A 21980-nucleotide genomic window follows, 5' to 3' on the forward strand; every position below is an offset into this window, starting at 1 on the left:
TAAACCTTCACGTCAAACGGCTTATCGCTTGTTGACGTGAAGGGCTTTATGCAATGCTTCTGACAACCTGATCTTGGTGAACGGCTTATATAATATCTCGATACCATCCGGCAGTTTCTCTTTAGATGAAATAGCATTTCCGGTAAAACCTGACATCAAGACAGCCGGTAGATCAGGCCGGATTTCTTTTGCGGCTAAAATCAGCTCTAAACCATTTAATCCGTTCGGCAGGATTACGTCAGAGAGAAGAAGATCAACCGATTGGGTTTTCAATATTTCGATGGCCGCACCACTATCAGAACATTCCAGATGATCATATCCAATAGAGCCTATCTGCTTTGAGACAAGGTTCAGTACATCAGGATTATCTTCCACAATTAGTACCACCTCACCGTGACCTTCGTGCAAAAGCTGCTCTTTAGCATCTTTTTTGTTCTGTTTACCCATTTGAACACGCGGAAGATAAAGTTGGATTGAGGTTCCTTTTCCAACTTCACTATAAACAGTAATGTGGCCGCCTGACTGTTTTACAAATCCAAAAACCATACTTAATCCAAGCCCACTTCCCTTCCCGACCTCTTTGGTGGTGAAGAAAGGCTCCAGGATTTTTTCCTTAATGTCTTCAGCAATCCCCTCACCTGTGTCACTGACGACGATACAGACATATTCACCCGCCTTAAGCTCCGGTATATTGTCAGTATATTCTTCATCTAAAGATGTTGTGAAGCATTCGATTAGCAATTCGCCGCCATTTGGCATCGCGTCCCGCGCATTCACGGCAAGGTTCAAAAGAGCATTTTCGAGTTCGGCAGGATCAATCAGAACGTTGCAGTCATTCCTCAAATTTGTTTTCACGTGCACCAGCTCACCTAGTGCCCGCTCTAACAAACTGCGCATTTCAAGTATAACGGACCCGGCTTCGACGACGACTGGGTTCAATGTTTGTTGTCGCGAATAAGCCAGAAGCTGATGGGTCAGCAAGGCGCCGCGTTCGGCTCCTTTAATCGCATCCGCCAAATTCTTCGCAAATTCGCCCTCTAAAAGCTTGGTTTCCTCAATCAGTTCAAGATTACCCAGAACAACAGACAATAAATTATTGAAATCATGAGCAACACCGCCCGTTAATTGTCCAACAATTTCAAGCTTTTGCGACTGCCGCAGCTGATCCTGAATTTTATCTGCTTCCTTCTGAGCCTCTACTTCACTAGTGATATCTCTAGAAGTTCCGCGATAACCGATAAAGGTTCCGTCTTGATCGTATCTGGGTTTTCCACTGGCTGACCAGTATTTAATACTTCCGTTTGGATCAATCCGGCGGAACACATAGTTTCGGAAGGGCATTTGCCTGGCCAAAGTCTGTCGATGATCATCCCAATCACTATACTCTTGATCAACACCCTGTATTTCCCAGCGTTTTTTCCCAACGATATTATTCAGATCCATATTCTGGCTGGAATTGGCCTCTCTGGACACATAGACATATCGGTTTTCCGCATCCGTTTCCCATACAGAATCCGACGACACAGATACGAAATCCTGAAACCGCTTTTCACTTTCTTGAAACGCGGTAATTACATTTGCCAAATTCTGCCCGACGATATTAAAATCCTTAATTGGGGATTGCAGCAGTTGCGGTTTACTTTCCTGTCGTTCAGCCCGGCGTGCATAAACAACAAGATCCCCGATTGGCTTCAAAAAAAGCTTTCTTGCCAACGTAGCGATCACAATCGATAATGCCAATATGACAACGACCGCGACCCCAACCGATATCAAGTAGAATTGATCAACACTTGCCTCGTCAGAAATCTCGTATCCGTGAAGAATATGAAATTGAGAGTCTGATATTTTCTCCGTCAGTACCTGCGATCCAAAAAGATAATGGACGTCCGGACCATGCTCAGTTAAATCGACACCGCTTTGCGTCAGGTGTCTTCCGATATCGTCAGGCAGTTCACCTGAATGCGTTAAGATGGCACCGCGAAACACAACCGCAGAAAAATCTGAACCCACCTGATTCCTTATGGATTGAATAAGTTCCTGATCACTATTTATAAAGAAGCCGCCGACCAAATGCCCGGCAACCCGTCCTGTAAGATTATCCAGAACTTCGCGTTTGAAATATACAAGAACGATCGGATCGGTGCCACTGGCCACTTGTGACACCCAGGCCCATCTTCGTTCGTTCCCTCGCCTATTTTCAATTTTTGAAATTATTTCTTCTATCGGAAATAATTCATTATAAAATGACACTTGGACCTGATTGTCAGATGACAGTAACGCGAGAAATCCTAGATCTGTTTCTTTTTGCCCATAAAAGACACCGCGAAGATATGGCACAATGGCATTCTGATCGGCACGATCTCTGCTTCTTTGAAAGATCGCATCCTCAGCTGTTAAATTGACAATATTCTGGACACCCGTTAGTTGCGCATCGAAGACAAGGTCACTTACAACCTTCCCGAGATTTTTCTGATATTCCCGTTTCTGGTCCAAAAGAATGAGAGAACTTTGATACGTTAAACCAAGAACCCCGAGCGTCAGGGCAAGCATAATCAGGAAAAGCCCCACCGCCATTATAAAAGACAGCCGGTATTCCCGTTTTGGCATTTTTTTAGTTTGAGTATCTAAAGGCACGTTTTTTCAATTCCACAATCTGCTCTTTTGACATGCCTTTTTCAACAAGAATGATATCTCCTGAAAAAACAAGCGGGATCCTTTTATTCTTTCCAATTTGATCCAGATAGACAGCCTCTGCCATTGCGACACCATTATCATCATTCATCCGCATGACCGTGAAATCCAGGTCACCTCGATTAATGGCCTCAAGCTCACTATCTCCCCCACCCCATCCATTGGTCATAACCTGACCAAGCTTGTTCCTCTCCTTCAACCCGTCAATTACCCCAAGGGCAATGTCTGTGGAACTACTGAAAATAAAATCGATTTCCGGATTATTATCCAAAATATCCAATGTTGCTCTATGTGCTTTCAATCGGTCAAAACCAACATAATATGAATCCGCAAGAACCATCCGGCTATGCTGCTGCATTTCCAACAGAAATGTTCCGCCCCTCATATCGTTCACATATCCGCGCGGCCCAAAAAGAATTGCGTAGTTTGCCTGAAAATTGGTTCTCCGCAAATATTCCTGCGCCAGAATTTCTGTTCCTGACGCATGATCAAACCCAACATATTGAAACGGCTGTTGTTCGCCGAAAGATTTAAGCGGTGTTGTAATATTCTGTAAAATCAGTTTTGTCTTGTTTTGCGACAGGACGCTTCTGATCAGCTTTTTATGGCGTGATGCATTTAATGTAAAAACCAGATAATCGACATCGTTCGATAAGAAAGTCCCCAATTGCCGGGCCTGCTCTGCTATCGCCGTGTCTGGTGATGTGAATTGTGAGATAATTTCTACATTGGAGAACAATTCATCCAGTCGCGCCTTCATAGAAAGGACACTTCGGCGCCAATAATCAGATGCTTGAAGGCCGGGATAAATAACACCAATTTTTATGGGGGTTGTAATTTTTTTCCCCCGATTGACTACACCCTGTCGAACCCGTTCAATAAAGGCAGCACTTTTCTCTTTCTCAGAGGGATAAAGCGTCTGATATTCTTCGACAGTCCAATAGTCCGCAAACCGGGTTTCTGCGGAGGTGTATTTAAAGAAAGAAAGACAAACTACCATGGCTAACACCATCGACAACGTGACTTTATTCAGTAAATACATTTATGTACCCTTCCTCATCACCAAGACATATTATACAAAATTATCGAAAAAATGTCCGTTTTTATAAAAATATAATTAAAAGGTATAAACTTCGTTTACAGATGCAGTAATGATACTTTGAAAAATCTCGTTTTTCAGGCATATTTTCTAAAACTACCTCTCTCACCTTCTGTTCGTATAAAAACAGATTTTGCTAAGAAGAATTCCCAATGAACGGCCCACTTGACGGTATCCTTGTTGTTTCTCTTGAACAGGCTGTCGCAGCCCCCTACCTTTCTTCGCGTTTGGCCGACGGTGGCGCACGCGTCATAAAAATTGAACGCCCTGAGGGTGATTTTGCAAGACGCTACGATGACGTTGTCAACGGTGAAAGCGCGTATTTTGTCTGGCTGAACCGCGGAAAAGAATCCATTCAGTTAGACATAAAAAATGACACTGACCTTGCGTTGCTGAAACGGATGATCGCCAAAGCAGATGTTTTTATTCAAAATCTGGCACCCGGCGTTGTCAATCGCTTTGGATTAAACAGCGAGGCCTTACGCTCCGCCAACAAACGCCTGATTACGGTGGATATTTCAGGCTATGGAGACGAGGGCCCTTTTGCAGACATGAAAGCATATGACATGCTGGTCCAGTCAGAGACCGGCCTTGCAGAAGTAACAGGCTCCCCGCAAGAGCCCGGGAGGGTCGGTGTTTCAGTTTGTGATATTGCTGCGGGAATGCATGGTTTGGTGGGCGTGCTTCAAGCCCTGTATGAACGAACGATTACCGGCGAGGGCAAGTCGATAAAATCCACTTTGTTCGCGGGAATGGCGGATTGGATGACGGTCCCTCTTTTACATCAGGAGTATGGAAAAAAAGCACCCGGTAGAGGGGGTCTTAGTCACCCTTCAATAGCCCCATACGAAGCCTTTGAAACCGGCGATGGCGGAAAAGTCGTCATCTCAATCCAAAATCAGACCGAATGGCATAATTTATGTGAAAAGGTCCTACGAAACCCGACCATGGCGGATGATCCCAGATTTCATAACAATATTGAACGGGTAACGAACCGCAAATCACTGCATGCGGAAATCCACGCCATTTTCCAAACCATGGATCGGCCCGAAGCCGTCAAAAGACTGAAAGAAGCAAGAATTGCCTTTGGCTCTCTGAACACTGTTGCTGATTTAAGTGCCCACCCGCAATTGGAGCGAACAACCGTGCAATCGCCGTCGGGCCCCGTCAACCTGGTCTCTTCTCCCGTAAAGTTTGCGGGTGAAACAGATCAGTTTTCTGAAATCCCTGCCCTTGGCCAACATAACGATACTTTGCGCAACGAATTCGCAGACAAATGATTAATAACCGCCACGCCATTTTGCAAGAAAAGTATGGGACCTCTTACAAATGGCTGGCCGGGTTTGCCGTTGTCATCGGGCTGCTCACAACGATTTTTTCGTCAACGATGATCACAGTGGCGCTCACGGACATCATGTCTGCCTTTGACATCACCCAGGGTTCCGTACAATGGATGGCAACAGGTTTCTTGTGTGCGTCCAGCGTAGCGATGTTGACCACCTCATGGTTCATGCGCACCCTGGGTGCCCGCTTAACCTTTATGATTGCATCCAGCCTTTTCATCGTTGGCAGTTTTATGGGTTGGCTCTCCCCGAATTTTGAAACCCTTGTTGCTGCCCGCATCCTTCAAGGCGCGGGCGCCGGTATTATCCAACCTCTTTCGATGGCCCTGGTTTTTATCCTCTTCCCACCAGAGGTAAGAGGCCGTGCGATGGGTTGGTTTGGTATGGGGGTCGTCCTTGGGCCCGCTCTTGGTCCGTTGATCGGTGGGATCGTCACGGATGCTCTGGATTGGCATACAACTTTTCTTGTTGCGCTGCCTCTCTCTATTCTGTCGGTCATCCTCGGTTTTATTTTTCTGCCTGACCGCTCAAAAAAGGAAGACGTGGGTCAATTTAACTTTGTCAGCTTCTTTCTGATAATGCTCGGCGTGGGCGGTCTGCTGTCGGGACTATCCAATAGTCAGTTCCACAGCTTTTCTCATGTGACAGTTTTTCCAAACCTCTGCGTATCCCTGATCGCCTTTATTCTCTTTTTTAGACGTGAACTCCGCAGCAGCCAGCCGCTTGTCCAACTGGACTTGTTTAAAAGCCTGATTGTTGTGAGCACTGCTATGATTGGTGCCTTTACCAGCGCCGGCCTATTTTCCAGTGTCTATGCCCTGCCGTTATTTGCACGGTCTGTCCAACGCATGAACGCGACAGATGCCGGGCTTGTCCTTTTTCCGGCTGGTGTTGCTCTTGTTATTATTTTTCCAATTGTTGGACGGCTTGTCGACAAACTTCCAGCCTATAAGCTGATTGTCGTCGGACAGATTGTTTTCATCATCTCAATGATCATCCTGAGTTTCTCAACCCGTGACACCGGCTATCTTGCGCTTGCTGGCTGGTCGTTGGTAAGTCGGGTTGCCTTAGGGGCTATCATGCCCACCAACAGTACTTTTTCGCTCTCCAGTGTCCCACCAAGCCATGTTACACAGGCCTCCAGTGCTTTTAACTTCATCCGAATGCTCGGCGGTACTTTAGGGATCAATCTGACGGCCTTGCTGATCACCAACAGAATGGCCCAGCATACTACGGAATTAAAAGAAATGGGCCGCGATGTTCTGGCTGATGACTCTCAAATTCAGATTATGACATTGACGTTTCAAGACAGTTTTCTGTTTACTGGATTGGTTTTCTGCCTTGCGATCATTCCCACCCTGTATATCGCCTATCACACAAGAAGGGTGGGCGAATAAAAAAAACCCTGCCATTGCTGACAGGGTTTTATTTGCAATCTCAGTCAAAAATCAACTGAAGGATTTTCCTTCTTTTACAAGCCGCTCCAACAACGCTGCCGGCTTGAAATAATCACCGAATTTTTCTTGATAGGCGACAAGGCTGTTATAGACAGTTTCCAGTCCAACCGCTTCGGCATAGCGCATAGGGCCGCCGCGATAAACAGGCCAACCGTAACCATATACCCAAATCACATCAATATCGCTTGCACGGGTCGCAATTCCTTCTTCAAGGATTTTCGCCCCTTCATTGATCATTGGATAGATGCACCGTTCCAGAATTTCCTGATCCGAAATTTCCCGACGTTCAATGCCTGCATCGGCAGACGCTTTAAGGATAATTTCTTCGACAACAGGATCCGGTGTTGGTGTCCGGCTACCTTCTTTATAAAGGTAATAGCCCGAACCCGTTTTTTGGCCAAACCGTCCCAACTCGCAGATTGCATCAGCAATCGGGCTGGTTTCGCCTTTCCCCTGACGGATACGCCATCCCACATCATTTCCGGCTAAATCGGACATGGCAAATGGACCCATTGGCATACCAAAGTCAAACAGGACCCGATCCACATCCTGAGGGAGTGCCCCTTCCATGATCAGTTGGGTTGCCTGCTCGCTACGGCGGTGCAAAATACGGTTTCCAACAAATCCTTCACAGACACCAACCATGGCAGGAACTTTGCCAATCCTTTTTGCCAACGCCATACATGTTGCCATAACCGATTTACTGGTTTTTGTCGTCCGCACTTCTTCAAGCAGCTTCATAACATTGGCAGGGCTGAAGAAATGTAACCCGATCACATATTCAGGACGTTCAGTCACATCTCCAATTTCTTCAACATCCAGTGTCGATGTGTTGGTCGCCAAAATGGCACCGTCTTTACAGATACCGTCCAGTTTTGCGAACAGTTCTTTTTTAACATCCATATTCTCGAAGATTGCCTCGATGACGATATCGACATCTTTAACATCTTCAAGTTCAGTCGTCGGGCTCAGTAAAGACATACATTTGTCCATTGCTTCCCGAGACATCCGCCCCTTGGAAACAGTTGCCGCATAATTCTTTTCAATCAGTGCGACACCTTTGTCCAAAGCCTCCTGCGTTGTTTCAACAATCGTTACAGGAATTCCTGCCTGCAGGAAGTTCATTGCGATCCCGCCGCCCATGGTTCCTGCACCAATGATCCCAACTTTGTTGATATCAATCAGCGGAGTGTCCTTTGGAACATCTGGAATTTTTGCAGCCTGACGTTCAGCAAAGAAGAAATAGCGCTGACTGATAGACTGCTCCCCTTCCATCAACTCGATGAACAATTCGCGTTCGCGTTTAAGACCTTCTGGGAAAGGAAGCTCCGTGGATGCCTGAACCGCTTTGATGCAATTCTCTGGCGCTTCAAAATTCCGCGCTTTACGAGCGATTGACTTGCGGAAGTCGTCAAAGATACCCGGATTGTCTTTTGCTGCCTGTAGTTTTTCGTCACGATCACTGATCTTGATCAGCGGACGCCCTTCTGCGACTACTTTTTCGGCAAAGGCAATGGCTGTTGATTTCAAATCACCATCCGCAATCTCGTCAACAAGACCGACTTCCAAGGCTTTGTCTGCTTTAATCGGGTTCCCCGAAGTAATCATTTCCAATGCCATCGGAATGCCGACCACCCTTGGGAGCCGCTGGGTACCACCCGCTCCAGGAAGAATACCCAGTTTTACCTCAGGAAGGCCAACCTGTGCTTTTGGTGAGGCCACTCTGTAATGGCAGCCAAGGGCTGTTTCCAGTCCTCCGCCCAGTGCTGTCCCGTGAATTGCAGCAACAACAGGTTTGTTGGACATCTCAATTGAACCGATGACCTGATGCAGGCTTGGCTCTTGTGGTGGCTTGCCAAATTCGGTGATGTCAGCGCCAGCAATAAAGGTGCGGCCATCACATACAATCACGACGGAACTAACACTGTCGTCCTTATTGGCAGCCTCAATCCCGCCTTGTATGCCGGCACGCACACCAACACTTAATGCATTTACGGGTGGGTTGTTGATCGTAATAACACCAACATTTCCTTCTGCGTGATAATTTACCTTATCTGTAATCGCAGTCATTTTTTCTTATTCCTTTCTTCGTCTCTCGACTGAAACGGTTTTTATTTTCGTGTGGGATCTTCTGAAACCTGAACAAGCAGTTTACCGAAGTTTGCCCCCTTCAACAGACCGATGAAAGCTTCTGGAGCATTTTCGATACCTTTCACGATATCTTCCCGATATTTCACCTGACCAGAGCTCACCCAGCCGCCCATCTCGCGCAGGAATTCCGGTAACTTATGATAATGATCCGAAATAATGAACCCCCGCAATGTCATCCGCTTAACAAGCATTTGGCCCATGAAAGCCGGCAGCATGTCAGGGCCTTCAGGATGACCGGTCATGTTGTAATTGGCAATCCGTCCACAAAGTGGAATACGGGCAAAGTCATTGAGCAACGGCAAAACTGTTTCAAAAACCATGCCGCCAACATTTTCATAATATATGTCGATGCCGTCCGGGCAGGCTTCCTTCAGCTTGTCTGCAAAGTCAGCGTCTTTGTAATTGAGGCAGATATCAAAGCCAAGTTCCTGTTCCACATAATCACATTTTTCTTTGGAACCTGCGATCCCGACAGCGCGGCACCCTTTGATTTTTGCAATCTGTCCAACCACACTGCCAACAGCGCCCGAAGCGGCCGCAACAACAACAGTTTCCCCTTCTTTTGGCTGGCCAATGTCCAACAAGCCGAAATAGGCTGTCAAACTTGGCATACCAAGGACACCAACTGCGGTTGAAATGGGCGCAAGCGATGGGTCCAGTTTCATGATGCCGGTACCATCTGACACGCTATAAGCCTGCCATTTGGTCATGCCCATAACATAGTCGCCTTCTTTAAACCCGCTATTGTTGGATTTGGTAACCACAGCAACGCCGCTGCCCAGCATAACGTCTCCCAGCTCAGCACGGGCAGAATAACTTTTCCCTGCATCCATTCTGCCACGCATATACGGGTCAAGTGACATATAAATGGTTTTCATCAAAAACTCGCCCTCTCCCGGTTCTGGAACAGGGGTTTCAGCCAACTCGAAATTCTCGGGAGTGGGTTCTCCAACGGGGCGGGATTTCAGTAACCATTGCTTGTTCATTTCAGACATTTTTTTTCCTATTTATTTAAATGAAAGGACCCCGGGGGTTGGGGTATCCTGGTAAAGCTGTTTCACAATCTGAGATCGATTTTCCAAAACAGCTGACTGGTTAATATATTGCTTGTCTGTGATCTCGTTCCGATCAACGCTAAGGGGCGTTCCCAGAACGGCAACAGCCCCTACAAATCGGCTTTTTGCTGAATTCCTACTATTATGAACACGAACCTTCTGAGCGATCTCTTCTATCAGATCATCGTTTAGAATGAGCGGCGCACTCCCATCCGTGGGATGTCCAAAAGACTGCGCCCGTGCCATCACACCTTCTGACGGAACCACGAGTATAGACAGATATTCCTTATCATGACCAGCAATGACAATATCACGGGCAAGCGGATCCAGCGCATCGATCAAGGACAGACGGAGTGAACCCGTTTCAACCCAAGTTCCGTTTGCAAGTTTGAAGTCTTCAGATACCCGGCCACTGAAAACCAGTCCCTGCTCCAGATTTTCCGGATCCTCAAACTTAACCGCATCCCCAATGATATAAAACCCTTCTTCGTCAAAATACAGATCTGTCAAATCTGGCCGCTTATAATATTCGGTGTGGACATGTGGCCCTTTGATGCGAATTTCAAACTTGTCAGAAACCGGCACCAGTTTTATTTCTACACCAGAATACGGCACCCCAATAAGCCCAACCTTGTCAGTTTCCCAGAACACGGCCGTTCCTGTTCCTGTGGTTTCAGTCGAACCCCAGCCAGTGCCAAACGGCATTCTCATCCCAATATGCCGAATGGAAAGAACCTGCATTCTTTCAAATAATTCCTGTGATAGAGCCGCGCCTCCATAGCTGCAAATCCTGACCTGTTCCAAAAAGGTTTTTGCAAAGTCGTCATCTTGCTCCATAGCATCTAGAAGAAAACTGAAAGCTGTCGGAACACTGCTGAACCGTGTCGGTTTGACCCGCTTCAAATTCTCAATCGTTCTTTGAAACAGCCCCGGAATCGGCTTACCATCATCCAGATACATGGTTCCAACCTGTCGCATGATGCCAAAGAAATTGACATTTCCGCCATATGTGTGATGCCAAGGCAACCAATCAAGAACAATTGTCGGGTTGTTGATCGGGTCTTTTGGCTCTGAAATCAATTCGTGCATTTTTTGGGAGGAGCAGATCATCAGGTGTGTATTAGGGACCGCTTTTGGCATTCCCGTCGATCCTGATGTGAACAATATCTTAGCAAGAGTTTGCTCGTTGACACGGTTGAATGCCTTCTGAACAGTCTTTTCGTTTACCGCAATAAAAAGTGCTTCAAAATTGACGGCCCCGTCAGGGGTATCTTCAACGGTTACAATATCCAGACTATCCGCCCGGATCGCATCGATCGCCCCTTTAAAAACGGTGCCACTTTCCGCGAAGATCATCTTTGGATCGGTCAGCTCAATCGCATATTTTAACTTGGAATAATCTCCGGTCATCAGTGAATAAGACGGCGATACAGGTATAATCGGAACGCCAATTTGTAACGCCCCCATTGATAAAAGGGCATGTGCAAAACTATTTCCCGACAGGATCATAATGGGCGTCGTTGTGTCATATCCATTTTCAATGAGCCAAGTGCTGACCTGATCAGCTTTTACTTTTGCCTCACCATAGGTCAAACGGGGCCAATCTTCTGCTTCACTGCATTTGACCAGAAAATCACGATCCGGAAACTCTTCTGCGGCCTGCACCCAGTAAGCAGCTGCATTTTTTTCATAGTCGCCAATTGCAATATTGCTTTTTATCCTATAAGAGCCGTCCGTTGACTTAATTACGGAAATGTCTGGCAAAGGTCGATCAAGTTTCCTGAAAGGGATTGAATGAGTCATTCCGGACGTTTTCTCCATTATTTTTTTATTCAGTTTTTTTTAGCAGACTGTTAATCTGACGGATATTGACAAATTGTCACCAGAATTTCCAGCGTCAGCCGCAAAAAAATAATAATGCGAAGGAAAGCGAACGATGACGGATACAGCAGACAGTCCAATCACGACTGATCGTGCCAGTAAACGCAAGGCAGAAAAACGAGAGCGGCTACTGGCTGCGGCACGCAAATTGTTCATCCAGAGGGGTTACCATGAAACGCGCCCGCAAGACATTGCGCGTGAGGCGGATGTTGCGCATGGGACCTTCTATAGCCACTTCAATGACAAGCGGGAAATCTTCCTCGCCTTCGCGAGTGAGGCTCAGGAAGACCTTCACGTGTATGTTCAGGACCGAATTCCTGAGGTCAATAATTTTGAAGAATATTTACAATACGCGCTTACTGCCATTCAGGAATTTGCAGAACAAAATCCGGGTCTGCTCAGATCTGCACTCGTTGACACCAAGGTTTTTGATCCAACAGATTCCACCAGTAAGGTTGTCCGCAGCAAATTTGCCGCCGGCTTTATCAATGTACTGTCAAAGGCAAAAGAAAATAACGAGCTTTACGATGATGTTGACCCGGAATTGATGGGACACGCAATGATTGGGCTGATTCAATCCTCCGCCCCGCAATCCTATCGGATGGGAAAAAGCCGTGAAGAATTTGTCCGCTTAATGGCCTGTCTCCTTGCTCGTGGCATGATCAAGAACCCGAAAAACCTGGACTAATCCCAAGGTTTTTTCTTTCCCCTACCCGTCTTGGAAGGCGGGCTTTGCGTGTGCGGGACAGCCCCTGCCGACCGCCCGGTTGAACCGGGTGCGCCAGAACGTTTGGCCGTGGAAGATATTGGACCTTGCCTAAAAATATGAGCGGCCATTTCACGCAGTTTACGCACTCTATTTGCTGTGGCTGGATGGGTTGAGAATAAACTGTCCGCTCCTTTGCCGTGCAAAGGATTGATAATAAACAGACTGGCTGAGGCAGGATTCTGTTCTGCCACACGGTTTTCCACCCGGGCCGCTCCATTTTCCAGCTTTAAAAGCGCAGACGCCAACCATTCAGGATTACCGCAAATTTCTCCTCCGGCCTTATCGGCTGAATATTCGCGGGTTCGGCTTATTGCCATCTGCACCAGCATGGCGGCAAAAGGCGCAATGATCATCAAGGCCAGTGTCCCGATAATTCCCATATTATTGTTTCGGTTCCCACCAAAAAACAGGGCGAAATTTGCCAACATGCTGATCGCACCGGCAATCGTTGCCGTAATTGTCATGATTAAAGTATCGCGGTTTTTAATATGGGCCAGTTCATGTGCCATAACACCGGCCAGTTCCTCTTTAGTCATTATTTTCAGAAGGCCCGAGGTCGCCGCCACCGCTGCGTTTTGGGGGTTTCTGCCGGTGGCAAACGCATTAGGCTGCGGATTATCCATGATATAAACCCGCGGCATCGGCAAATCAGCTCGCTTGGCAAGCTGCGCGACAAGGCCCACAAATTCTGGAGCGGTGTTCCGATCAACTTCCCTTGCCCCATACATCCGCAAAACCATCTTGTCGGAATTCCAGTAAGCAAAACCGTTCATTCCGATTGCGATCATCAACGCAATTATCATACCCTGTTCGCCGCCGATCATAAAACCGACGCCCAAAAACAAGGCCGTAATCACCGCGATTAACATTCCTGTTTTGACGAAATTCATGTGCTAATCCATTCCCAAAACAAACATTTCCATTTTTTTGTATATGTTATTTTGTCGGCATGTATTCAATAAAGCGACGCACAAACCAGAATAAAAAAATCACTCGACAACATTCATCGCCCGGATACAGATCACCGGAAAGCGACATTTCTTTATAAGTGCCTTAAAAAATCCTTGTTCTTGCCATAACGCCGCCCTAGCTTGTCATTAAGCGTAAAGTATCTTCTGCAAGATATTGAAACTTAACTAATATCGCAGAAGTTCCGAGCAAGTCTCTCGGAGGCGTCTGTGTTCCTGCTACACAGCAAAGCGGCGGAATTTATTCCGCCGCTTCTTTTTTTATTCTCAGGCAACAAGAAACTGTTTGATGGCCTCGATGGCCTGATCCGCCTTTGAAGCATCCGGGCCGCCCGCTTGCGCCATGTCAGGGCGGCCACCACCGCCCTTACCCCCAAGAGCTTCAGACCCGACACGGACAAGATCAACCGCGTTAAACTGGCTTGTCAGGTCTTCTGTCACACTAACCACGATGGAGGCTTTGCCGTCATTAGCCGCAATCAAGACGATCACGCCACTTTTCAGGGTTTTCTTGATTTCATCCGCCATAGGTTTCAAGTCCTTAGGCGGGACATCTTCCAGCAAACGGGAGGCGAAAGAAACATCACCCACTTTTTCCGCAGCCTGGTCAGAACCGCCACCCGTTGCAAGTTTCTTGCGGGTTTCCTTGAGTTCTTTCTCCAGCCGTTTGCGTTCCTCAACCAAGCCGTTTACGCGACTTGCAAGTTCGGCGGGCGATGTTTTAAGAACGTCTGATGCGTCACTCAGGATCTGTTCGCGTTCGTTCACATAATCAAGAGCCGCGGCCCCTGCCACTGCCTCAATCCGCCGAACGCCCGCAGCCAGGCCTCCTTCACTGACAATCTTAACAAACCCAATGTCCCCGGTTCGTTTAACGTGGGTACCGCCGCAAAGTTCGGTAGAATAAGACTGTCCAGCCCCTTTATTTGCATCGGGCCCGCCCATTGAAACAACGCGAACTTCGTCCCCGTATTTTTCGCCAAATAAGGCCATTGCGCCGGCTTTTATCGCCTCTTCCGGTGTTGTTAGATGAACATCCACCTCGGCATTGATGCGGATATGATCATTCACATCTTTTTCGACCAGACGCAGCTGTTCCTCAGTCACAGGGCGTGGATGCGCAATATCAAAGCGCAGACGATCCTCTGCGACCAGTGAGCCTTTTTGTGTTACGTGATCACCAAGACGCTGACGCAAGGCTTCATGCAGCAAATGAGTAGCAGAATGATGGGCCCGCAAACGATCACGACGATCAGAATTTACCTGTGTTTCGACCACATCAGCAACTTTTACACTTCCCGTTTCCACGGTCCCAATATGGATGAACAGATTTTCTTTTTTCTGTGTATCCCTGATGATGACCTTGAGACCGCTCTCAGAAACCAGAACGCCAGTATCCCCTTCCTGACCACCAGATTCACCGTAAAAGGCTGTTTGGTTCAGAACAATCATAACATCGGTGCCTGCATCCGCGGCACTCACCTCTTTGCCGTCGACCAAAATCGCCTGCACCTGACCTTCAGCTGTGTTTGTCTGATAGCCTAAAAACTCGGTTGCGCCTTCCCGGTCATGAATATCAAACCAGATCCGATCCGTTGCGGCATCACCAGAGCCTGTCCAGGCGGCCCGGGCGGCGTCTTTCTGTTTTTGCATGGCGGCATCAAAACCAGCTTCGTCGAGATCCCGTTCCTGACCGCGCAGAATATCCTTGGTCAGATCAAGCGGGAAACCGAAGGTATCATAGAGTTTAAACGCCACATCTCCGGGCAACGCTTCATCTTCCTCCAGTTTGTCCGTGGCGTCACCCAACAATTTAAGGCCACGACCCAGAGTTTCCTTAAACCGCGTTTCTTCAAGCTTCAGTGTTTCAGTGATAAGTGATTGCGCGCGCTCCAACTCCGGAAAAGCAGATCCCATTTCATCTACCAGCGAAGGAACAAGTTTATAAACCAGTGGGTCTTTTGCACCCAGAATATGGGCATGGCGCATGGCCCGGCGCATGATCCGTCGCAAAACATATCCACGCCCCTCATTGGACGGGAGAACACCATCAGCGATCAAGAAAGAGGATGACCTTAAGTGATCAGCAATGACCCGATGCGAAACCGCAAACTCTCCATCTGAAGCAACATTCGACATCTCTGCAGATGCCTGAATGATTTTCTGCATCAGATCGATATCATAATTGTCATGCTTTCCCTGAAGAACAGCGGCGAGCCGCTCCAGTCCCATGCCAGTGTCAATTGACGGTCGCGGCAGGCTCAAGCGATCGCCATTGGCCTGCTGTTCGAACTGCATGAAAACAAGGTTCCAGATCTCGATAAAACGATCACCATCTTCATCCGGTGATCCGGGAGGTCCGCCGGGAATACCTTCACCATGATCAAAGAAAATTTCAGAACATGGACCACACGGCCCCGTATCGCCCATGGACCAAAAATTGTCCGATGTGGCAATTCGAATGATCCGATCGTCTTTAAGTCCGGCAATCTTCTTCCATAAATCAACCGCTTCCTCATCGTCGTGATAGACGGTAACCAGCAGTTTTTCTTGCGGTAGGCCATATTCACGGGTCAGCAAATTCCAAGCGAGCTCAATAGCATTTTCCTTGAAATAATCACCAAATGAGAAATTTCCCAGCATTTCAAAGAATGTATGGTGGCGCGCGGTATAACCGACATTTTCAAGGTCATTATGCTTACCGCCTGCACGAACACATTTCTGCGTTGTCACCGCGCGGTCATAGGGCCGTTTTTCCTGGCCAGTAAAAACATTTTTAAACTGCACCATGCCGGCGTTTGTAAACAACAACGTAGGGTCGTTCTGCGGCACAAGCGGCGAACTGGCGACGACTTCATGATCATTCCTGGCGAAATAGTCCAAAAAAGCCGAGCGAATTTCTTTTGCTGTTGTCATATCGTAAACTCCGTCGCCTTGGCGGCAGACCCATAAATCCATGCGAAAATTAATACAAACCTGATGAAGCAGGTAGCCTTGCCTTTTACCGCGCTGCAATCGTCATGTCCAGACGGCAGCCGCCTAAAAGCTGGCATTACCCCCTTATTCCTGATATGGAGTGTGTAACTCTAGACACAACAATAAACAAAAATACTGTCAGGGCGTATCGCCCCCAGACGAGATGGAAGAACTTCGTGACATTTATAGATAAAGACCCCGCTGCGGCCATTGATACGATTAAACAGGGTTTTGAAAAATCTGGTTACATCTGTGACACACATATCGCAACCTCCATATACCTTTCCCAGAAATTGGACAAACCAATCCTTGTAGAAGGCCCTCCGGGCGTGGGTAAGACTGAATTGGCAAAAGCCACATCCGAGTTATTTGATGCCGATCTCATCCGCCTTCAATGCTATGAAGGTCTGGACGAATCCAAGGCGCTATATGAATGGAAATACGGTAAGCAGCTTCTATACACACAGATCCTGAAAGAGAAACTGGGCGACCTGCTGGAAGACGCCCAAGGGCTGGACGCGTCGATGGACAAACTTCACCAGTTTGGCGACCATTTTTTCTCTGAACAGTTTTTAGAGGCACGGCCCTTACTGCAAGCTCTGAAATCGGAAAAACAATCTGTTTTGCTGATTGACGAAATCGATAAATCCGATCACGAATTTGAAGCCTATCTGCTTGAAATACTCTCAGATTATCAAATTACAGTCCCGGAAATCGGAACGATCAAAGCAAAAACAAAACCCATCGTATTCCTGACCAGTAACAACAGCCGGGAAATGGGGGATGCCCTTAAACGTCGCTGCCTGCATTTATATATTCCCTTTCCTGATAGTGCGCGAGAGCGCCAGATCATTCAGGCCCGAGTGCCAGAGTTGGACGAAAATTTGCGTCATCAGCTGGTCTCATTTGTGCAGCAGCTTCGGACTCAGGACTTGAAAAAGCTGCCTGCGGTAAGTGAAACGATCGATTGGGCCAGAACCCTATTGCTTTTACATGCCGAGCAACTTGACACGGAACTGGTTCGGAACACCCTGAACATGCTTCTCAAATTTGAGGACGATATCGACAATATCGATAGTGAAGTCCCCAAAATGGTTATCGAGGCTAAAAAGGCAAACCGCTAATGGACCGGCCACTTGCTGAATTCGTTGACATGCTGCGTTATTCTGACGTCCCGGTTTCCATAGGCGAAGCCCTCGATGCGGGTCGTACCATCCAGTTATTGGGCTATGAAGACAGAGATTTACTCAAGGCCGCACTGTCTCAAGTCATGGCCAAAACTGTCGATGAGATGGAAAGCTTTGATCGCTGTTTCGACCAGTTTTTTACAAGCAACGTCAATATCAACCTGACAGAGCAGACCGGCGAAGAAGACAGCGGGCAATCTGACGACCCGCAAAATGCTGCAGAAAACGAAGAAACTCAGTCAACGCTGGAAACCCTGAGTGATTTACCGCCCCCACCAGCAGGCGGAAGTGATGGTTCGGGAAGTGGCGGCGGAGAAAGCACTGAACCTGCCGATGGCAATGCAGGTGGCGTCCCTAGAAGCCTACTTGAAATGCTGGAACAAGGGGACCGCACGGAACTCAGCATGGCAATGACGGCCGCCGCTGAACGGGTCAACCTTTCAAGCATTGTCCTGATGACACAGCGTGGTCTTTTTTCGCGCCGTATCATGGAAGAAATGGGCCTCAATGATGTCAATCAGGAGATCAATGATCGCCGCCGGGATGGAGACGATGAACGGGCCGACGCATTGGCAACCCGCCTTGATCTTCTTTTTGATGCCGTCCGGGATATGGTCGAACGTCAATTGGCACTGACGGCTGATGGCAAAGGCAATCAGTTCCGACAGGATATCCTCAAGAAAGTAAAATTATCAAATATTGAAACCCGCGATTTCCGCCTCATGCGAGAAATGGTTCGGCGGATGGCCAAGCGCCTGACAGATATGAACTCGCGGGTAAAAAAGGTGAAAAACCGGGGCCATCTGGATATCCGGAAAACCATGCGGCGAAATGTTGCTTATGATGGTTTGTTGTTTGAAACCCATTGGAAGCAAAAAGAAAAAGATCGTCCGAAGGTCCTTGCTGTCTGTGATGTCAGCGGCTCTGTTGCCTCTGTCGCCCGTTTTTTATTGCTGTTTCTGTACAGCATGAACGAAGTCCTGCCCAACGTACGCTCTTTCGCCTTTTCTGGAACGTTGGGGGAAATAACGGATCTTTTCGATCGTTATGGTCCTGAAGAAGCCGTCCCGCATGCGATCGAGATGTTTGGTGGACGATCAACTGACTATGGGCGCGCCATGGAAGATTTCAAAGAGCTGGTCTTCAACGAAATTGACAACCGAACCACCGTTATCATTCTCGGTGATGGTCGTTCCAATGGCGCGGATCCCCGCACCGACATTCTGAAAGAAATCAAGGCCCGAGCGAAACGAGTGATCTGGCTCAATCCTGAAAGAAAAAGTGTTTGGGGAAGTGGGGACTCGGAAATGTTGAAAATTGCCCCATATTGTACAAAAGCAGATGTCTGCAACTCTTTGAACAAACTTGAACTGGTGATCCGGGATCTCCTGAAATCCAGTTAAGCGACAGGAACAGTGCAATATGTCCCTCTTACCTGTTTTAATTTCGTCGTCTTATTTACTGGCCCAGTCTGCCGTTCCAACGGAAGAATTTGGCATTCTACTAGATACCATGCCGATCACCTATCCTGCGCAAAAAATAACAAAAAGAGATTTTTATCAACGGCACAAAGGAGAAGGAACCCTCCCTCCCCTTAGCCAGTCAAACTCTTCAACACCAACATTCCGCCCCCAAAATCGTTTCGTGGACCGAACTTTCACCCGCGGCTCAACCCTACCACCAGTGCCAGACATGCCATTTCTGCACGCGCCTTCGCGCTTTTCAAGACCACGCTAGTTTTCCGCCTGACAGAAAAATTCTGGCGATTTCTCCTGTTCCTTTGATAGCGTCAATGGTAACAAACAACAGGCGCCCCTATGGTATCGTAATCAGGAACCGTTTTTAAATGTTCGAAAATATTGAACTCCCTCTTCTTATTGGTTTGGTTGTCGCCTTAATTTCCACCGGCGTCGTCGCTGGCGTTCTTGCGGGGCTATTGGGGGTTGGCGGCGGAATTGTGATTGTCCCGGTTCTGTTCCACATTCTTCCTTTTTTTGATGTTGATAATGATGTTCGTATTCATGTTGCCGTCGGGACTTCCCTTGCCACCATTATACTGACATCCATCTCTTCGGCCCGCTCCCATCACAAAAAAGGGGCAATCGACTGGCCACTCTTAAAACGATGGGGACCAGCCATCTTTATCGGTGTTCTGGGTGGCACCTGGGCCGCTAGCATTGCTGACGCCTTTGTCTTGACCCTGGTATTTGCTGTTCTTGCGTTGATTGTCGCTGCGAATATGGCGTTCAGGCCGGAAAACGCTCATTTGTCCGACACACTTCCCTCCTCCCCCATAAAGGAGCTTCTTGGGGTCTTTATTGGTTGGTTTTCTGCAATGATGGGCATTGGCGGCGGGACCTTTACCGTTCCGATTTTGACATTGTTTAAATATCCCATCCGTCAAGCTGTTGGAACGGCATCAGCCATTGGGTTAATCATTGCCATTCCGGGAACGACCGGATTTTTGATCTCAGGCTTTTCGGCTGACAATCTGCCGCCCGGTAATATTGGTTATGTCAATATTCTGGGCTTTCTGGCAATCGTCCCGATGACCATTCTGTTTGCGCCTCTTGGGGCCCATATCGCGCATTCCATCAACACAAACCGTCTCAAAAAACTGTTTGCGTTCTTCCTGTTCGTGACGTCAATCCGCATGTTCTACGATTTAATGTAGATCCATGCATTTTGGAGGCGATGTAATGGACGACAAACTCAAAGCCGCTCTTCCCTTTCTCGCTGGCGATCTTGAATGGGTGATAAAAACACCCTTCATTTTGAAAGACACCCCCCAACCGGATCTTGCATCACTTGCCGAAACTGACCGCCTTCTTGAAAAAATACGGCAGAACCCAATGCCACTTGCGTTATATCTACAAGATATTAAGCGTCATACGCTGGGCACCTATTTCGAGTTTTTAGTCTTTTTCTGGCTGACACATTTACCGAGCGTTTCCATCCTATCAAAGAACCTGCAAATACAGTCGGAAAAACAGACGGTTGGCGAACTGGATTTGATATTTTCTTTCGATGGTCAAATATATCATTGGGAACTTGCTGTTAAATTCTATGCGTCCATTGGCGACGCAAAGGAAGAAGCCAACTGGTTTGGACCGTTAAAAAAGGACACGCTGAAAAGAAAACTTGATCACTTGAGAAACCATCAGCTTCCACTCGCCAACACAGTGGCCGCAAAACAGAGCCTTATCCCAATGGAAGCAACCGAACTCATTTCCTATCCGTTCGTTAAAGGAATGCTGTTTAGCCCACATCATTCGGCTGAATTTATTCATCCCGTTTCTGTTTCGCACACCTGCCAAAAAGGACAGTGGATCGAGATATCTGATCTAAAAAATCTTCCAAAATTCAGAGATGTTTCATTTTCACACAGGGCTAAACCCCGTTGGTTCAGTCAAATTGAACAACGGGAATGGATCCACCCCACAAGGACCTTTTCCCTTGTTGAGGCCGCTGAAAACAGCCTGTCTCAATCAGATATCCCGGTGTTATATGCTTATCGTCCTCCCCACAATCCAAACACGAATGCTTATGCATCCCTATTTATTATGCCGGATGGTTGGCGGCAAAAATCTGACTAATGACGTTGTCGAACAGGCTATAATCGCTTAGAAGCCGCGTCCAAAAAAGTTACTTTTTATCGTGTTTTTCGCTGCTGTCCTTGGGTGCCTGATCGCGTTCGTTCATGCCATAATCTCTTATAACGCTTGCGATACGTAAACGGTAGTTGCTGAAAAATACATTCCGTCCAAGGGACTGGGCTTCACGATGTACTTCTGTTTTTCGCCACTGGTTTACAGCTTCCTCATCTGCGAAAAAAGACAATGACAAAATCTTGCCGGGATTTGTAAGGCTTTGAAAGCGTTCAACAGAAATAAAGCCCTTTATCTCTTTCAGCACAGGAAGCAGATCGGCCGCTGTATCCAGATACTGATCTTTAAATTCGTTCTTCGGTTCGACTTCAAATATAATTGCAATCATTCCTACTCTCCAATTCCATGCGGTCCCGAAGCAAGTTTCAAAAAGGTTCTATCTTCCTTGATTAAAAACTTTTCCCGTTGAGCAAATTCGTAGTTTTCTTTTCCTAATTTATCAGACATTAAACGGGCACGGTAGGCCTCATATTCCGCCAGATTTTCAATTGAATAGACACCATAGGCAAGACTACTCGACCCTTCATACGGCGAATAGTACCCAATTAGATTAGCACCACATCGGGGAATGGCTTGTCCCCAATTTCGGGCATATTGTTCAAATAATTCTTTTTTTGTGGGGTCAATCTGGTAGCGAATAAAGCAGGTAATCATAAAATCTCTCCTAAAAATATACCGTCACTTTTTGCCATATTGATCAGGGATAATGCTTCGATTATGATCGAACTATGTGAT

Annotated in this window: 16 protein-coding genes; 7 read left to right on the top strand and 9 right to left on the bottom strand. The window is 47.3% G+C overall.

Annotated features, from left to right (window positions below; genetic code table 11):
* Positions 1-21: 21 nt before the first annotated feature.
* Both OIR97_RS11990 and OIR97_RS11995 read right to left on the bottom strand, forming a co-directional pair.
* Positions 22-2634, bottom strand: a complete 2613-nt coding sequence (locus tag OIR97_RS11990) for an ATP-binding protein (RefSeq protein WP_169545947.1) — start codon at positions 2632-2634, stop codon at positions 22-24.
* Positions 2612-3733: a substrate-binding domain-containing protein gene (locus OIR97_RS11995; RefSeq protein WP_169545948.1), complete on the bottom strand. Its 1122-nt coding sequence runs from the start codon at positions 3731-3733 to the stop codon at positions 2612-2614. Before OIR97_RS11995 ends, OIR97_RS11990 begins: the two co-directional genes overlap by 23 nt.
* A 209-nt stretch (positions 3734-3942) precedes the next feature.
* Between OIR97_RS11995 and OIR97_RS12000 the strand changes: the two genes are divergently transcribed.
* Both OIR97_RS12000 and OIR97_RS12005 read left to right on the top strand, forming a co-directional pair.
* Positions 3943-5070: a CaiB/BaiF CoA transferase family protein gene (locus tag OIR97_RS12000; RefSeq protein ID WP_169545949.1), complete on the top strand. Its 1128-nt coding sequence runs from the start codon at positions 3943-3945 to the stop codon at positions 5068-5070.
* Positions 5067-6530 (top strand): DHA2 family efflux MFS transporter permease subunit, encoded by a 1464-nt coding sequence (locus OIR97_RS12005; protein WP_169545950.1) that lies wholly within the window; start codon positions 5067-5069, stop codon positions 6528-6530. Before OIR97_RS12000 ends, OIR97_RS12005 begins: the two co-directional genes overlap by 4 nt.
* Positions 6531-6581: 51 nt before the next feature.
* On the opposite strand, the gene OIR97_RS12010 is transcribed toward OIR97_RS12005, so the two are convergent.
* Genes OIR97_RS12010 through OIR97_RS12020 form a run of 3 tightly spaced genes read right to left on the bottom strand, consistent with a single transcriptional unit; the run spans position 6582 to position 11599 of the window.
* Positions 6582-8660 (bottom strand): 3-hydroxyacyl-CoA dehydrogenase NAD-binding domain-containing protein, encoded by a 2079-nt coding sequence (locus tag OIR97_RS12010; RefSeq protein ID WP_169545951.1) that lies wholly within the window; start codon positions 8658-8660, stop codon positions 6582-6584.
* Between the two features lie 41 nt (positions 8661-8701).
* Positions 8702-9736, bottom strand: a complete 1035-nt coding sequence (locus OIR97_RS12015) for an NADP-dependent oxidoreductase (RefSeq protein WP_181017953.1) — start codon at positions 9734-9736, stop codon at positions 8702-8704.
* 12 nt (positions 9737-9748) lie between these two features.
* Complete coding sequence (locus OIR97_RS12020; RefSeq protein WP_169545952.1) at positions 9749-11599, bottom strand: AMP-binding protein; 1851 nt, start codon at positions 11597-11599, stop codon at positions 9749-9751.
* Positions 11600-11732: 133 nt separating this feature from the next.
* Here OIR97_RS12020 and OIR97_RS12025 point away from each other — a divergent pair, with 133 nt between their 5' ends.
* Positions 11733-12365, top strand: coding sequence for a TetR/AcrR family transcriptional regulator (locus tag OIR97_RS12025; protein WP_169545953.1), 633 nt, complete (start codon positions 11733-11735; stop codon positions 12363-12365).
* Here OIR97_RS12025 and htpX read toward each other — a convergent pair.
* A complete protein-coding gene (gene htpX / locus OIR97_RS12030) occupies positions 12362-13336 on the bottom strand; it encodes a zinc metalloprotease HtpX (RefSeq protein ID WP_169545954.1) in 975 nt (324 codons plus the stop codon). The two genes, OIR97_RS12025 and htpX, sit on opposite strands and share 4 nt — an antisense overlap.
* Before the next feature lie 345 nt (positions 13337-13681).
* Positions 13682-16330 (bottom strand): alanine--tRNA ligase, encoded by a 2649-nt coding sequence (gene alaS / locus OIR97_RS12035; RefSeq protein ID WP_169545955.1) that lies wholly within the window; start codon positions 16328-16330, stop codon positions 13682-13684.
* Positions 16331-16575: 245 nt separating this feature from the next.
* Between alaS and OIR97_RS12040 the strand changes: the two genes are divergently transcribed.
* From OIR97_RS12040 to OIR97_RS12055, 4 genes are all read left to right on the top strand, one after another.
* The gene (locus OIR97_RS12040; RefSeq protein WP_407696681.1) at positions 16576-17514 is read left to right on the top strand and encodes an AAA family ATPase; all 939 of its coding nucleotides are present in this window, start codon (positions 16576-16578) and stop codon (positions 17512-17514) included.
* Positions 17514-18980: a VWA domain-containing protein gene (locus tag OIR97_RS12045; protein WP_267177721.1), complete on the top strand. Its 1467-nt coding sequence runs from the start codon at positions 17514-17516 to the stop codon at positions 18978-18980. Before OIR97_RS12040 ends, OIR97_RS12045 begins: the two co-directional genes overlap by 1 nt.
* A gap of 443 nt (positions 18981-19423) precedes the next feature.
* Positions 19424-20251, top strand: coding sequence for a sulfite exporter TauE/SafE family protein (locus tag OIR97_RS12050; protein ID WP_169545956.1), 828 nt, complete (start codon positions 19424-19426; stop codon positions 20249-20251).
* Between the two features lie 25 nt (positions 20252-20276).
* On the top strand, positions 20277-21173 hold the full coding sequence (locus OIR97_RS12055; RefSeq protein ID WP_169545957.1) for a DUF1853 family protein: 897 nt from the start codon (positions 20277-20279) through the stop codon (positions 21171-21173).
* Between the two features lie 49 nt (positions 21174-21222).
* Here OIR97_RS12055 and OIR97_RS12060 read toward each other — a convergent pair whose 3' ends face one another.
* Both OIR97_RS12060 and OIR97_RS12065 read right to left on the bottom strand, forming a co-directional pair.
* Positions 21223-21573, bottom strand: a complete 351-nt coding sequence (locus OIR97_RS12060; RefSeq protein ID WP_169545958.1) for an antibiotic biosynthesis monooxygenase family protein — start codon at positions 21571-21573, stop codon at positions 21223-21225.
* Positions 21574-21575: 2 nt separating this feature from the next.
* Positions 21576-21899 (bottom strand): NIPSNAP family protein, encoded by a 324-nt coding sequence (locus tag OIR97_RS12065; RefSeq protein ID WP_169545959.1) that lies wholly within the window; start codon positions 21897-21899, stop codon positions 21576-21578.
* Positions 21900-21980: the final 81 nt, after the last annotated feature.

Source organism: Sneathiella aquimaris (genome assembly GCF_026409565.1).
GTDB classification, from domain to species: domain Bacteria; phylum Pseudomonadota; class Alphaproteobacteria; order Sneathiellales; family Sneathiellaceae; genus Sneathiella; species Sneathiella aquimaris.